Raw genomic sequence first — 14579 nt, forward strand, 5'->3', positions numbered from 1 at the left:
CTGGACGCGTGCCCCACACCGTGCTGCTCGCCGAAGACGACCGAGCCATCCGCAACGCCCTGGAGCGTGCCCTGACCCTGGAGGGCTACCAGGTCATGGCGGTCGCCGACGGAATCGAGGCGCTGGCGCAGGCCCACCGCAACCGTCCGGACGTGCTCCTGCTGGACGTGATGATGCCCGGCATCGACGGGCTCCAGGTGTGCCGGGTGCTGCGCGCCGAGGGGGACCGGACGCCGGTGCTGATGCTGACGGCCCTGGTGGAGACCGCCGACCGGATCGCCGGGCTGGACGCGGGCGCCGACGACTACGTGGTCAAGCCCTTCGACGTGGAGGAGGTCTTCGCCCGGCTGCGCGCCCTGCTGCGCCGCACCAGCCCGGTGGGCACCGGCGGAGCCCCCGCGGCCGAGGCGCCCAGGCCGCTTCCGGAGCGGTTCCTCGAGGCCGCCGGCCTGCGCATGGACCCGCAGGCCCGCAGGGCCTGGCGGGGCGCGCGCGAGTTGGAACTGACCCGCACCGAGTTCGAGCTGCTGGAGCTGCTGGTCCGCAACGCGGGCATCGTCCTCGACCACTCGACGATCTACGACCGCATCTGGGGCTACGACTTCGGGCCCGGCTCGAAGAACCTCGCCGTCTACGTCGGCTACCTGCGCCGCAAGCTCGACGAGCCGGACGCGCCACAGCTGATCCACACGGTGCGCGGCGTGGGTTACGTGCTGCGGGAGGACTGAGTGGGCCGTCTGCGCCTGCCGGCCGGGCGGCGGCCGAAGCTCGTGTCGCTGCGCACCACCTTCGCGGTGTCCTTCGCGGCGGTGACGGCGGCCGTCACGGTCCTCGTCGGCATCCTGTCGTACAGCGCCGCCGCCCGGCTGGTGCGGGTGGACCAGCAGACGGTGTTCGACGAGGTCGTGCAGGACCTGCGCGACGAGGTGCGGCAGAACCACATGACGCCCGGCGACTTCTCGTCCGCCGCGCCGGGCCACGACCTGGTGCGGCCCGCCCGTACGGACGTGCAGGTGCTCGGCCCGGACGGGCACGTCGTCGACGCGGGCAGTCCCGGACTGCCCGTCACCGGCACCGACGTGCGGATCGCCGCCGCGGCCGGCTCCGGGCAGGTGGCCGAGCACAAGGACGTCGACGTGGGCAGCGACGTGTACCGAGTCGCCACCGTCTCCCTCGGCGGCGGCCGGGGCGCGGTGCAGGTCGCGCAGGAGTTCAGCGACGTCGAGGACCTGCTGCGGGCGCTCCAGCAGCGGACGCTGCTGCTGATGGCCGCCGTGGTGGTGGCCGCCGGGCTGTTCGGCTGGTGGCTGGCCCGGCGGATCACGCGCCGCCTGGTCGTGCTGACCGACGCCGCCGAGGACGTCGCCCGCACCCGCCGGCTGGGCATCCAGGTGCCGGTGGCCGGCCACGACGAGGTGGGCCGCCTCGGCCGGGCCTTCGACCGCATGCTGGGCCGGCTCGCGCAGTCCGAGGAGGACCAGCGCCGCCTGGTCCAGGACGCGGGCCACGAACTGCGCACGCCGCTGACCTCGCTGCGCACCAACATCTCCCTGCTGCGCCGGATCGACGAACTCCCGCCGCAGGCCCGCGAGGAACTGGTCGCCGACCTCGGCCAGGAGGCCCGGGAGCTGACCGACCTGGTCAACGAACTGGTGGACCTCGCGGCCGGGCAGTCCGACACCGAGCCGCCGCAGCGGGTGGACGTCGCCGACATCGCCGAGGAGGTGGCGGGTGCGGCCCGGCGCCGCAGCGGCCGGCAGATCCTGCTGCGCACGAGCGGCGACACCACGACCGACGGACGGCCCGGGATGCTGACCCGGGCGCTGTCCAACCTCGTCGAGAACGCCGTCAAGTTCGACCGGGGCGGCAGGGCCCCCGTCGAGATCGTCGTCTCGGGGCCCGCCCGGCCCGGCCGGATCCGCATCGAGGTCCTCGACCGCGGCCCGGGCATCGACGACCGCGACCTCACCCGGGTCTTCGACCGCTTCTACCGGGCCGCCGACGCCCGTTCCCTGCCGGGTTCCGGCCTCGGCCTGTCCATCGTCCGCGAGGTGGCCCTCGCCCACGGGGGAACACCGTTCGCGTTCCGGCGGGAAGGCGGCGGGACGGTCACCGGCTTCACGGTGGGCGGCGGGATCGACTGACCCGCCGGGATCGCCCGACCCGGCGGGTGTTGCGCGGGGCCCGGGCAAGCGGCTCGCGGCGGCTGGGGCGGCCGACCTCGCCGCACGCGACCGGCCGGCTCGGGAGCGCACGGGCGGTGGTGCGCTGGCGGCGGTGTGCGCCGTCAGACCGCCAGCCACACCGCCTGGTCCGGCCCCAGCCGCCCGTTCCTCAGCGGACCGGAGGCCAGCAGCAGCGCGGAGTGCGCCGGCAGTTCGTACGGCTCGGCCGAGAGGTTCACCACGCCGACGAAGCCGGGCTCCCGGCGGAAGGCCAGGACCCCCTCAGGGGCGTCCAGCCATTCCATCGAACCGTCGCCGAGGGCCGGATGCTCGCGCCGGATGCGCAGCGCCGCCCGGTAGAGCTCCAGCATCGAGTCCGCGTCCCCCGACTGGGTTGCCACGCCGTACCGGCCCCAGTCGGCCGGCTGCGGCAGCCAGGGCTCGCCCGTCGCACCCTCGGGACTGAAACCGAACGCCGTGCCGCCCTCGGTCCACGGGATCGGGACACGGCAGCCGTCGCGGCCGCGGTCGGTGTGCCCGGAGCGCTCCCAGGTGGGGTCCTGGAGAACGGATTCCGGCAGGTCCTCGACCTCCGGAAGACCGAGCTCCTCGCCCTGGTAGACGTAGGCGCCGCCGGGCAGGGCGAGCATCAGCAGGGCGGCGGCGCGGGCGCGCCGGGTGCCGAGGTCCAGGTCCAGGGGGCCGTCGGGGCGGTAACTCTCGTTGGCCACCCAACGCCTGGCCGTCCGGCGGCCGTAGCGGCTCGGGTGGCGCACGACGTCGTGGTTGGACAGGACCCAGGTGGCCGGGGCGCCCACCGCCCCGAGCATGCCGAGGGAGCCGTCGATGACCGACCGCAGGTCCTTCGCGTCCCAGCTCGACATCAGGAAGTCGAAGTTGAAGGCCGTGTGCAGGCCGTCCCGGCGGACATACGCCGCCAGCCGCTCGGGGGTGTCCGCCCATGCCTCGGCGACGAAGGAGCGGTCGCCGGGGAACTCGTCGGCGACCTTGCGCCAGGACCGGTAGATCTCGTGCACCTCGTCCCGGTCCCAGTGCGGGTGGTCGACGTGCTGCCGGGGCAGCCCGTCGTCCGGGTCCCGGCGGGGCGGCAGGTCGGGCAGCTCCGGGTGCTTGACCAGCCCGTGGGCGACGTCGATGCGGAAACCGTCGACGCCCCGGCTGAACCAGAACCGCAGGATCGACTCGAACTCCTCCCGCACCTCGGGGTGTTGCCAGTTCAGGTCGGGCTGCTCGGGCGCGAACAGGTGCAGGTACCACTCCCCGTCGGGCAACCGGGTCCAGGCCGGGCCGCCGAAGCAGGACACCCAGTCGTTGGGTGGTTCGCAGCCGTCCGGTCCGCGCCCGGCGCGGAAGACGTAGCGCTCGCGTTCGGCGCTGCCGGGGCCGGCCGCCAGCGCCGCCCGGAACCAGGCGTGCCGGTCGGAGGTGTGGTTGGGCACGATGTCGGGGATCACGCGGATCCCCAGCGCGTGCGCCTCCTCGATGAGCCGCTCGGCGTCGGCCACGGTGCCGAAGACCGGGTCGATCTCCCGGAAGTCGGCGACGTCGTAGCCGTGGTCGGCCATGGGCGACTTGTACCAGGGGTTGATCCAGATGGCGTCCACGCCCAGCGACTTCAGATACGGCAGGCGGGAGCGGATGCCGGCGATGTCGCCGACGCCGTCGCCGTTCCCGTCGGCGAAGCTGCGGATGTAGACCTGGTAGATGACGGCGCTGCGCCACCAGGGTGCGGTGGGGGACACATGGCTCCTTCTGAAGCGGGCGGGACTGTGAGGGGGCGGGACTGTGAGGGCGGGCCTTTGAGCGGGCGGGCGGGGCGGGGGCGGCCGGCTACTTGGCCGCGCCGGCGGTGAGCCCGGCGACGATCCGGCGCTGGAAGAGCAGCACCATGACCACCAGCGGGACGGTGACCAGGACACCGGCGGCCATCTGGCTGCCGAACGGGGTCTCGTACGTCGTCGCGCCGGTGAACTTGGAGATGGCGACCGTTGCGGTCTGCATGCCCGGCTTGTTGGTCATCGACAGGGCGATGAGGAACTCGTTCCAGGCCGCGATGAACGTGATGATCGCGGTGGTGAAGATGCCCGGCGCAGCCAGCGGCACGATGACCTTGCGGAAGGCCTGGCCGCGGGTGCAGCCGTCGACCATCGCGGCGTGCTCCAGCTCGTCCGGCATCTGCCGGAAGAACGTGGTCAGGTTCCACACCGCCAGCGGCAGCGCGAAGGACATGCTCGGCACGATCATCGACTGGTAGGTGTTGATCCAGCCGATGTCCGTGAACAGCTTCAGCAGCGGCACCACGATCGACACCACCGGGAACATCGAGGTGGCGATGATCAGGGTCAGGATCAGCCGCTTGAAGCGGAACTCCAGCCGGGCCATCGCATACGCCGTGAAGGTGGCCAGCACCAGCGCCAGGACGGTCGTGATCCCGGCGACGACGAGGCTGTTGAGCAGGGCGCGCCCGAAGCCCTGGGCCGGGTCGAACACGGCCCGGTAGTTCTCGAAGGACAGCGGGGACGGGACGAGCGAGGTGTCGAAGATGTCGCTCGTGCGGCGCAGGCTGGAGACCAGCATCCAGTAGAAGGGGGCCAGGCAATAGGCCACGACCGCGACGACACCCGCGTACACGAGCCCGCCCCGCCACTTCGCCATGAGGGTCGTCATGCCGTCACCTCTGTACGGCGGCGCCTCCTGCCGCGCCCGCCGCCGACGAGGTCGGCACCGAGCAGCCGCACGAAGGCGAGCGCGATCAGGAAGACGTAGAGGAAGAGGATCACCGCGTACGCCGAGGCCGGTCCGAAGCGGACGTTGGACGCCTCGTTCTGCGCGAGCATGGACAGCGTCTCCACCGAGTGCTTCTGCGCGCCGACGAGCAGGTAGGGCAGGTCGAACATCCGCAGCGCGTCCATGCAGCGGAACAGCACCGCCACCAGCAGGGCCGGCTTCACCAGCGGCAGGGTGATGTGCCAGAACCGGCGCACCGCGCGGGCCCCGTCCATCCGGGCCGCCTCGTAGACCTCCTTGGGGATCACCTGGAGCCCGGCCAGCACCAGCAGCCCGATGAACGGCGCCGTCTTCCACACCTCCGCGACGATGACCGCGACCTTGGCGTGCACGCCCTCGGTGGTCCACAGGATCTGCTGTCCGAGCAGCGCGTTGGCGACACCGTCACTGTTGAAGATCCAGCGCCACAGCAGCCCGGAGATGGCCGTCGGCACGGCCCAGGGCACCAGGATCCCGGCGCGCACCAGGCCCCGGCCCTTGAACGCCTTGTGCATGATCAGCGCCATGCCCACGCCGATCACCGTCTCCAGGCCGACGGTGACCACGGTGAAGAAGGTGGTGTTCCAGAAGGCGTTCCAGAACCGCGCCCCGGCCTCCCCGAAGATCTCGGCGTAGTTCCCGAGACCGACGAACGGCTCGGTGTCGCTGATGAACCCGGTCGCCGGGTCCAGGCCCTTCGCCCCGTACAGCGACTCCTTGAGCGCCATCAGGGTCGGGTAGAGCACGACGACCGCCAGCACCAGCAGCGTGGGGGAGACGAGCAGCGCGGCCAGCCGCCCCGTCCCGGAACTCGCCCGCCCTCGCCGCACCGGCGGCCGGACCCCCGTGGGGGCCTCGGTCCGCGCCGCCGCCTCGGTCATGACCCCGGCCCTCACCGCGCCGTGGTCTTCCGCAGGGTCTTCTGCAGGTCGCGCAGCGCCTGCGCGCTGCTCTTGTCCCCGTTCAGGGCGGCGTACGCCTCCTGCTGGACCGCCGCGGTGACATCGCCGTACGGCACCACCCGGGGACGGGGGACGGCCCGGACGATGGACTCCTTGAGCACCGGCAGGTACGGGTACTGCGCGGTGAGCTCCCGGTCGTCGTAGAGCGCGGCGTACGGCGGGGCGAGGGAGGCGTCCTCCAGCAGGGTCCGGGTGTTCTTCTCGTTCGTCATGAACTCGATGAAGTCCAGGGCCGTCGCCTTGTTCTTCGCCGTCGTGGACACGGCCATGTTGTGACCGCCGAGGCTGGAGGAGCCGGGCCCGTTCAGGCCGGGCAGGGGCGCGACCCCGAGCCTGCCCTTGATGCCGCTCTTCTGGGCCAGTGAGTACACGTACGGCCAGTTGCGCAGGAAGAGCACCTTGCCGGACTGGAAGGCCTGCCGGCCGTCCTCCTCCTGGTAGGTGATGGCCTTCTTCGGGATCGTCCCGTCCTTGAAGGAACGGGCCAGGAAGTCGAGGCCCTTGCGGGCCTCGGGGGTGTCGACGTCAGGCTTGCCGCGCCCGTCGGTGACGGTGCCGCCCGCGGAGTTCACCGCCTCGGCGAAGTTCACCGTCAGGCCCTCGTACTTCTGGAACTGCCCGGCGTAGCAGGACATGTCCTTGGCCTCGGGGAGTTTCCTCACCTCGGCGCACGCGGCGGTCATCTCGTCCCAGGTCCTGGGGGGAGCGGTGACGCCGGCCTTCTTCAGCAGGTCGGTGCGGTAGTAGAGCATGCCGCCGTCCGAACTGGCCGGCACCGCGTACAGCCCGCCCTGGTACCGGGCTGTCTCCACCACCGGCTTCAGCATCTTCCCGAGCGGGAACCGCTTGTCGGGCAGCCGGTCGATCCATCGGTGGGCGGCGAACTCCGAGGTCCACACGACGTCGAGGGACAGCACCGTGTAGGCGTCGGACTTCGTCTCCGCGTTCTGGATCATCTGCTGCCGCTGGGCGTCCGCGTCGGTCGGCAGCTGGATGAAGGTGACCTTCTCCTTCGGGTGCGCCGCGTTCCAGCGGTCGAGCATCGGCTGGACGGTACCCGTGGTGTCCTTGCCCGCCACGTACGAGATGGGGCCGCGCCCCTCGAACGCCGGGGGCCCGGCCTGCCCGGAGCCGCCGTCGGAGGAGCCGCAGGCGCTGAGGAGGAGCCCGGCGGCGGCGATCACGGCCGCCCTGCTGGTGGTTCTGGTCGTCACTGTCTCTCCTGGTCGTACGGAACCGGTTCAGGTGCTGGTGAGACTGCGTTGTCACGAGAAATGGTGAGGAAATTCGCAGGTCAGAAGGATGAGAGCGGATTGCCGGAGAAAGTTCCGGGGCTGTCGGGACAACGCTTGCAAGCTAGGGGTGTGCCCGGGTGAAGTCAATGCGTTACCTGTGGGTAATGGGCTGACCGGTCGCGGTGTCCGCGCATGAAAGCGCTGTCACGAATTGGGGTGACGGAGGGCATCCCTGTGCTAACGTCCGGCGCATGCCTCCAGCCCAGCAACGGCACCCCACGATGGCCGACGTCGCCGAGCGGGCCGGGGTCTCCACCTCCACCGTCTCCCGCACGCTGCGCGGACTGTCCACGGTCTCGCCGGAGGTGCGCGCCCGCGTCGAGAAGGCGGCACGCGAACTCAACTTCGCGGTGTCACGGCAGGCGGCGAGCCTCGTCACGGGCAGGACCGGCACAGTCGCGGTGATGGTCCCCACGCTCAACTCGTGGTTCATGGGATCCGCCCTGTCCAGCCTCGCTCCGCTGCTGCGGGCGGCGGGCCTGCAGCTGAACGTCTACGAGATCCCGGACCTGACCGAGCGCACGGCGTTCTTCGAGCACCTCCCGGCGCGCCGCAACGCCGACGCGCTCCTGGTGTTCTCCTTCGACCTCACCGACGAGGAGACAGCCCGGCTGGACGACCTCGGCATGCCGGTGATCTACGTCAGCCAGCACGTCGAGGGGCGCCCGAGCGTCTACGTCGACGACGTCGCCGGAGCGCTGCACGGCACCCGGCACCTGCTCAACCTCGGTCACCGGCGCATCGCCTTCGTCCCGACCGAGGGGGCGAGCGGCTTCACCTTCAGCTCCAACGAACGCCTGCTGGGCTACCAGCGGGCGCTCGCCGAGGCGGGGGTGCCGCTCGACGACGACCTGGTGGTGTCCACGCGGGTCGGCAGCAAGCGTGCGGCCGCCGAGTCCCTCGGCGCGCTGCTCAGCCTGCGCGAGCCGCCCACCGCCGTCTTCGCCGAGCAGGACGAGGTCGCGGTCGCCCTCATCTGGAACCTCCGCAAGACGCAGATCGCGGTCCCCGAGCGCGTCTCGGTCCTGGGCTTCGACGACCAGCCGCTGGCGGACTGGTTCGACCTGTCGACGGTGGCGCAGTCCCCGTCGCAGATGGGCCGGCTGGCCGGGGAGCTGGCCCTCAAGCTCATCGACGACTCGGACGGCGACCATGAACGCCACATCGTCCTGCCGACCCACGTGATCCCCCGGGGCACGACGGCCCCGGTGGCGGCGAGGACGCCCGCGCCCGCTCCCGCGTCCCGACCGGCGGATCAGTCCCGGATGCCGGAGGGACCGGCGGGACCAGAGGGATCGGCGAGCTCGGCGGGGTCGGCGAGCTCGGTTGGATCGGCGGGGTCGGCGGGGTCGGCGAGCTCGGCGAGCGAGTAGAAACCGATCGGGGAGTTCGGCTCGAACCCGATCCGGGGGTACACGGGCGCGCCGGCGGCGGTCGCGTGCAGGGTCGCCCGGGTCAGCCCGGTCGCGCGGCCCCCTTCGTACAGGGCCTTGCGGGTCACGGCTTCCCCGTAACCCCGCCGCTCCCACGCCGGATCGGTGGCGACGAGCACGACGAACAGCCGCCCGTCCGCCTCCACGGTGGCGGCGCAGGTCACGGGGACCCCGTCGCGCAGCCCCAGGTAGGCGAACACCCCGCTCTTCCACCATGCGGACCCGGCGAGCCCGTCCCGCCCGTCCTCCAGCGGGAAACCGTAGGCGCGCGCGTTGATGTCCGCGTACGCCCGCAGCAGTTCGTCGCTGTCGACGCGCACGAAGGTCAGCTCAGGATGGGCGGGTTCGGCAAGGGGCAGGAGATCCCCCGCCATGCCGGTGCCGGGGAAGACGTACCGCAGGCCCGCCTGCTCGGCGGCCGCTCCGAGCGCGGCACGCGCCCCGTCGTCGAGCAGGGCCTCGAAGACCCACAGGAAGCCGGGGCGGGTCTTCGAACGCATCACCTCGGCGGCTTCGTGCAGCCGCTGCTTCAGCACCCCGGCATCGGCGCCGACCTCCGTCAGGGTGACGCAGTTCCAGAAGGCGAACCGGGAGTCGGCCCACCGCACGGCGATGCCGGGCAGGTCCCGCACGTCGGCTCGGGGGTTCCGGTCGAGCACCATGGCCCGCCAGACCGTTGCGAGCTGTTCCATCGACTCGGTCGCGTCCGCGAGTTCACGCACGGGGTCCCCCTCAGGTCACCGACTGCTGCCGCACCGGTCCTGCCCACCCGAGGTCCGGCTCATCCCTTGCCCGGGCCGGACTGCGAAGGAGCCCGGCATAAAAAGCCCGTAAAGGCTGCCGGAACCCGGCAATGAACTGACCCCTCCCCTCGTGTCAGGATCCCGTCAAGTCGGAGTTCAGCGGCAGGCGGGAGGGGGACGGCGCGCATGGTCTGGTTTCTGGGACTGGGCATCACGGGGGTCGCGTTGCTCGCCCTGTCGCTGGCCTTCGACGGGGTGCTGGAGGGCGTGCTCGACGGCGCCCTGGGCAGCGCCCTGGACGGTTGGCTGTCGCTGCCGGTCGCCGCCGGGTTCCTGGCGACGACCGGATTCGGCGGCGCCATCGCCACCGGTGTGGCGGGTGCCGGTCCCGCCTTCGCCACGATGGCGGGGGCCGTGTGCGGGCTCGGCACGGCCTGGCTGACGTACCGCTTCAGCCGCGCCCTGATGCGCGATCAGACGGCTTCCACACCGACCCGTGACGACCTGGTGGGCACGTCGGGCAACGTGGTCACGGCCATCCCGGCGGACGGCTACGGCGAGGTGCTGCTCCGGCTCGCGGGGCAGACGGCGAAGTTCGCCGCCCGCAGTGCGGGGCCGGTGGCCCGGGGCGCCGAGGTGTGGGTGGAGGCGGTGCCCTCCGCCACGTCCGTCGTGGTCCGCCCGGTGAACCGCTGACCTTCCTTCCTCTCGTTCCTTCTCTTTTCCTCCTTCTCTTCTCTCCCTTTCTCTCCTTCTCTCTTTCGTGTGTGATTCGGGGGCACTGTCATGAGTCCTGTCGTCTTCGCGATCGTAGGGGTCGTCGTACTCCTCGTGCTGCTGGCACTGGTCGTGGTCACCCGCTACAAGGTGGCGGGTCCGAGTGAGGCGTTCATCGTCACCGGCCGGCGGGGCAAGAAGGCCACCGACCCGGAGACCGGGCGGGTCTTCACCGACAACAGCGGACAGAAGGTCGTGGTCGGTGGCGGTGTGTTCGTCGTGCCGTTCGTGCAGCAGAAGTTCACCCTCGACCTGTCCTCCCGGCACATCCCGGTCGCGGTGCGCGGCGCCGTCACGCTGCGCGGCGTGAAGGCCAATCTGGACGGTGTCGCGATCGTCAAGGTCGGCGGCACCGAGGACTCCATCCGGGCCGCCGCGCAGCGGTTCCTGATGCAGCAGGACGGCATCGTCGGCTTCACCCAGGAAGTGCTGTCCGGTGCGCTGCGGGCCATCGTCGGGCGGATGTCGGTGGAGGACGTCATCCGTGACCGGGCGGCGTTCGCCGGGCAGGTCGCGGAGGAGGCCGAGTCCAGCCTGTCCGGGCAGGGGCTGGTGCTGGACGCGTTCCAGATCCAGGACATCACCACCGAGGGCTCCTACCTGGAGGACCTCGGCCGGCCCGAGGCCGCTCGCGCACGGCAGGAGGCCGACATCGCCGAAGCCGTCGCCCGGCGGGCCGCCGAGCAGGCACGTCTGAAGGCCGAGGAGGAGATCGCGATCGCGCAGCGGACCTTCGCCCTCAAGCAGGCCGAGATCAAGGCGGAGACCGACGAGGCAGCGGCCCGCGCGGCGGCTGCCGGACCGCTCGCCGAGGCGGCCCGGCAGCAGGAGATCCTCACCCAGCAGGAGAAGGTCGCCGAGCGGCAGGCCGCGCTGACCGACCGTCAGCTCGACACCCAGGTCCGCAAGCCCGCCGACGCCCAGCGCTACGCCGCCGAACAGGAGGCCGAGGCCAAGCGCGTGGCGCGGGTCAAGCAGGCCGAAGCGGACAAGGCGGCCGGCATCGCGGCCGCGCAGGCGGAGGCCGAGCGTGCCCGGCTGACCGGTGAGGGCGAGAAGCAGCGTCGCTCCGCGCTGGCCGAGGCGGAGGCCGTCGAGGGTCTGAAGCAGGGCGAGGCCGAGCGTGCCCGGCGTGCGGCGATCGCCGAGGCGGTCCGGCTGGAAGGCGAGGCCGAGGCGTCGGCGATCGGTGCCAAGGGCGCGGCGGAGGCCGAGGCGATGCGCAAGAAGGCGGACGCGTTCGGGCAGTACGGGGACGCGGCCGTCCTGCAGATGCTCGTCGAGGTGCTGCCGCAGGTCGTGGCCAAGGCGTCCGAGCCGCTCAGCGCGGTGGACAAGATGACGGTCATCTCCACCGACGGCGCCGGCCGCATTCCCCGGGCCGTCGCGGACAACGTCGCCCAGGGGCTGGAACTTCTCGGCTCCACGACGGGCGTCGACCTCGCCGAGCTGCTGAAGGGCGTCACGCAGCGCACCTCGGCGACGGGCGGGCAGGCGGCGTCGGTCAACGGGAAGGTGGAGATCACCGGCTGACGGGCGGTGACCCGCACGGGCCCGGCCACCGTTCGTCCGGTGGGCGGGCCCCATTACCGTCCCCCTCCCGAACCGTCCCCTTGCTCTTCCTGTTCCTTGTGTTCAGATCTCCCGGGCGGGCCAGTCCAGCAATCGCGCCCCGATGACGGCGGTCTGCAGGGTGTAGCGGTGCACGGGATCGGCCGGGTTGGCGCCGGTCAGCTGGTGGATGCGTTCCAGCCGGTATGTCAGGGCGCGTACGCTCAGCGCAAGCCGGCGGGCGGCCTCGGCCGCCGTACAGCCCGAATCGAAGTACACCCGCAGCGTTTCCAGGAGCGGCTCGGCGCCGCCGCGGGCACGTCGCAGCGGTCCGAGCGCGCTGAGCACGAGGTCGGCCATGGCCTGCCGGTCGCGGGCGAGGACCGGGTAGACCAGCAGGTCGGCGGCGCGCACCACCGGATCGTCCAGGCCCAGCCGACCGGCGAGTTCGAGGGTGTTGAGCGCCTCCTCGTAGGAGTGCACCACACCGCCGGCGCCGGGCCGGGGGCGGCCGATGGCCACGCGGCCGTCCTCCGTGGCCGCGTGCGCCTGCTCGGCGAAGTAGGTGAGCACGTCGTCCTGGTCGCCGGGGGCGATGCAGACCAACTGCTCGTTCTTGGTGGTGAGCAGGATGCGCCGGTGACCGAATCGCGCTGTCAGCGCGGTCTCTATCCGGCGGGTGACCGGTGCGACGTCGTCGTACGCCTCGGGCCCCTCGGCGACCGCGACGGCATGGGCGCCGGACAGCACAAGGCCGAAGCGTTCGGCGCGTTCGGCGAGGCGGCCCAGGTCGCTGCGGCCGTAGAGGAGGTCGTCGATGAACTCCCGGCGCGCGGCCTCCTCTTCGCGCACGGCCTGGCGCTGCGCCCGCTCGTAACCCTCGGCGAAGGCGTCGACCGCCTGCTCCACCGCGGCCAGGACGTGGTCGGCGGAGCCCTGGCCGGACCAGGCGGCCCGGGTGGCTGTGAGGTGCTCCCGGACGAGGCTGCGCAGGCTGTGTCCGCGCTCCGCGGCCTGCTCACCCAGGGCGCGGCGGGCGTCGAGCTCGTCCCGCGTCAGCCGTCGGCCGGTCGCGGAGACCTCGGCCAGGATCTCCGCGTACCGGTCCAGGAACCCCGTCGCCGCGCCCGGCTCGCTCACCCCGCCTGCCCCCTGTCCCAGCCGTCCCAGCTCCCGATGCCGCCGACGGTCTTGCGACGGCCAGCGGCAGGCAGACCCTAATGAACTCTGCCGGGAACCGGCAATGCGGGTACGGCCCGCTCGGCCGGGTTCCGGTGAGCGGCGTCAGGTCCGGGTGGCGCGCGTGTAGGAGACGAAGGCCGCGCCGCTGTCGAGCACGGTGTGGCCGGTGAGCTCCCAGCCGCGCGGATCGAAGGCGGCCTTGTCGGAGAAGACCGGGATCCCGGCGCCGATGGTCAACGGGGCCACCTTGAGGACGAGCTGGTCGATCTCGCCGTACAGGGCACCGGCCAGTTCCGCGCCGCCCAGCAGCCAGATGTCCTTGCCGTCCTCCTGCTTCAACTGCCGCACCTTCTCCACTGGGTCGCCGGAGACCAGTTCGACGGCCGGAGCCGGGGCCTCGGTGAGGGTCCGGGAGAAGACCAGGTGACGCAGGTGGGGGTAGGCGTCGTCAATGCCGGCCTTGAGGCCGATCTCGTAGCTGCGCCGGCCCTCCAGGACGGTGTCGAAGTGCGTGCCCTCCGCCGTGACGGACAGCGCCTCCCGGGCCTGCACGGGCAGGGTCTCCGGGTACTCCGCCACCAGGTACTCGATGTAGTCCGCCGGGATCGGCCAGAAGCCGGCCGGTCCGGTGGGGTCGGCACCGTCCGGGCCCGCGATGAAACCGTCCAGCGTGGTGGCGATGTAGTACACGAGCTTGCGCATGCGGTGCTCCCTCTGAGTCTGTGCGATCGGCCGAACATCAGAGTGGATCAAGCTTGGACCGGGCGTGGGTCAACCCGGCCCGATGTGATCCATTCGACGGCACACGACAAGGGCGGGGTCGGAAAACCCCGCCCGGTACCGCGGAGACCCCGGATCAGGGCCACACAAGGCAGTACGGCTGGTGCCCCGCCTCATGCAGTCGGTGCGAGAAGTCCTGCCACTCGTGCAGCAGCTGGTAGACGTTGAACGCGTCCCGGGGGCCGCCGCGGTCGGGGACCGTCGACCAGATGAAGGCCGCCGCGCCCACCGCCTCCTCGCCGATGCCGCGCAGGGGGTCGACGACCGTCATGGGCAGCTTGACCACCGCGTAGTCGGGGTGCAGGACGACGAGCTCCAGGGGCGGGACCTTGTGCAGGGGGACGCCCTCGATGCCCGTGAGCACCATCGCCGCCATCGTCTCCGGCTTGATCTTCGTGAACATGCCGTTCATGCCGAGTTCGTCGCCGCCGAGTTCCTCGGGGCGCATCGAGATCGGGACGCGGGCCGCAGTCGCGCCGTCCGGCGCGCCGAAGTACTTGTACGTCACCCCCACCCGACCACCATTCCCGCTGCTCCCGGCCCGAAGATCGTCCACCTGACGTTCAGTACGTCCCGCGGCCCGCTCCGGTTCACTCGGTGCACCCTGTGTCCGACGCGGTTCCTGAGCGTCCTCCGCCTCGCGCCGGTGCCGTCCCCGCCGGGCACGTCGAGGACCCAGGTCATCAGTCCCCTCGCCCAGTCCGCCACCGCGATGCATATCTCCACCCGACTGCTTTTTCTAGGACGCGTCGCCCCCGCCGCGCAACCCGATCATCGTGTCAGTGACCTCCCCCACGGCCGCCCGCCGAAACGTGCGCTGAAACAACTGCCCGCGGGATGTCCGCAGCCTCCGACCACCCCGGGCCGTGCGAGCTGTGTGTATCAGGGTCCAGTCTCGCAGACG

Annotated in this window: 13 protein-coding genes; 5 read left to right on the forward strand and 8 right to left on the reverse strand. The window is 71.7% G+C overall.

The window, feature by feature from the left end:
- Positions 1 to 8: 8 nt before the first annotated feature.
- Together ACIQU3_RS00200 and ACIQU3_RS00205 are read left to right on the forward strand one after the other, a co-directional pair.
- Positions 9 to 728 (forward strand): response regulator transcription factor, encoded by a 720-nt coding sequence (locus ACIQU3_RS00200; protein WP_403723837.1) that lies wholly within the window; start codon positions 9 to 11, stop codon positions 726 to 728.
- Positions 729 to 2144: an ATP-binding protein gene (locus ACIQU3_RS00205; protein ID WP_403922860.1), complete on the forward strand. Its 1416-nt coding sequence runs from the start codon at positions 729 to 731 to the stop codon at positions 2142 to 2144.
- Positions 2145 to 2287: 143 nt separating this feature from the next.
- Here the strand turns inward: ACIQU3_RS00205 and ACIQU3_RS00210 are convergent, their stop codons facing one another.
- The 4 genes from ACIQU3_RS00210 to ACIQU3_RS00225 form a co-directional block, all read right to left on the reverse strand.
- Positions 2288 to 3928, reverse strand: a complete 1641-nt coding sequence (locus ACIQU3_RS00210) for a glycoside hydrolase family 13 protein (RefSeq protein ID WP_403922862.1) — start codon at positions 3926 to 3928, stop codon at positions 2288 to 2290.
- Positions 3929 to 4016: 88 nt separating this feature from the next.
- On the reverse strand, positions 4017 to 4853 hold the full coding sequence (locus tag ACIQU3_RS00215) for a carbohydrate ABC transporter permease (protein WP_403723847.1): 837 nt from the start codon (positions 4851 to 4853) through the stop codon (positions 4017 to 4019).
- A complete protein-coding gene (locus ACIQU3_RS00220) occupies positions 4850 to 5833 on the reverse strand; it encodes a carbohydrate ABC transporter permease (protein WP_403723850.1) in 984 nt (327 codons plus the stop codon). Before ACIQU3_RS00220 ends, ACIQU3_RS00215 begins: the two co-directional genes overlap by 4 nt.
- 11 nt (positions 5834 to 5844) lie before the next feature.
- Positions 5845 to 7128 carry an ABC transporter substrate-binding protein gene (locus ACIQU3_RS00225; RefSeq protein WP_403922864.1) on the reverse strand — a complete coding sequence of 428 codons (1284 nt, stop codon included), beginning with the start codon at positions 7126 to 7128 and terminating at the stop codon, positions 5845 to 5847.
- Positions 7129 to 7430: 302 nt separating this feature from the next.
- Between ACIQU3_RS00225 and ACIQU3_RS00230 the strand changes: the two genes are divergently transcribed.
- A complete protein-coding gene (locus ACIQU3_RS00230; protein WP_403923200.1) occupies positions 7431 to 8582 on the forward strand; it encodes a LacI family DNA-binding transcriptional regulator in 1152 nt (383 codons plus the stop codon).
- Here the strand turns inward: ACIQU3_RS00230 and ACIQU3_RS00235 are convergent.
- Positions 8465 to 9364, reverse strand: coding sequence for a GNAT family N-acetyltransferase (locus ACIQU3_RS00235; RefSeq protein WP_403922866.1), 900 nt, complete (start codon positions 9362 to 9364; stop codon positions 8465 to 8467). The two genes, ACIQU3_RS00230 and ACIQU3_RS00235, sit on opposite strands and share 118 nt — an antisense overlap.
- A gap of 207 nt (positions 9365 to 9571) precedes the next feature.
- Here ACIQU3_RS00235 and ACIQU3_RS00240 point away from each other — a divergent pair, with 207 nt between their 5' ends.
- Together ACIQU3_RS00240 and ACIQU3_RS00245 are read left to right on the forward strand one after the other, a co-directional pair.
- Positions 9572 to 10081 (forward strand): NfeD family protein, encoded by a 510-nt coding sequence (locus tag ACIQU3_RS00240; RefSeq protein WP_403723855.1) that lies wholly within the window; start codon positions 9572 to 9574, stop codon positions 10079 to 10081.
- 90 nt (positions 10082 to 10171) lie between these two features.
- Complete coding sequence (locus tag ACIQU3_RS00245) at positions 10172 to 11695, forward strand: SPFH domain-containing protein (RefSeq protein ID WP_403922867.1); 1524 nt, start codon at positions 10172 to 10174, stop codon at positions 11693 to 11695.
- Between the two features lie 102 nt (positions 11696 to 11797).
- On the opposite strand, the gene ACIQU3_RS00250 is transcribed toward ACIQU3_RS00245, so the two are convergent.
- From ACIQU3_RS00250 to ACIQU3_RS00260, 3 genes are all read right to left on the reverse strand, one after another.
- Positions 11798 to 12853 carry a PucR family transcriptional regulator gene (locus tag ACIQU3_RS00250; protein WP_403922869.1) on the reverse strand — a complete coding sequence of 352 codons (1056 nt, stop codon included), beginning with the start codon at positions 12851 to 12853 and terminating at the stop codon, positions 11798 to 11800.
- 144 nt (positions 12854 to 12997) lie between these two features.
- Complete coding sequence (locus ACIQU3_RS00255; protein WP_403922870.1) at positions 12998 to 13597, reverse strand: dihydrofolate reductase family protein; 600 nt, start codon at positions 13595 to 13597, stop codon at positions 12998 to 13000.
- 154 nt (positions 13598 to 13751) lie between these two features.
- Positions 13752 to 14393, reverse strand: coding sequence for a hypothetical protein (locus ACIQU3_RS00260; protein ID WP_366710595.1), 642 nt, complete (start codon positions 14391 to 14393; stop codon positions 13752 to 13754).
- Between the last annotated feature and the right edge of the window lie 186 nt (positions 14394 to 14579).

The sequence above is a fragment of the Streptomyces sp. NPDC101110 genome (genome assembly GCF_044759525.1).
Classification (GTDB): domain Bacteria; phylum Actinomycetota; class Actinomycetes; order Streptomycetales; family Streptomycetaceae; genus Streptomyces.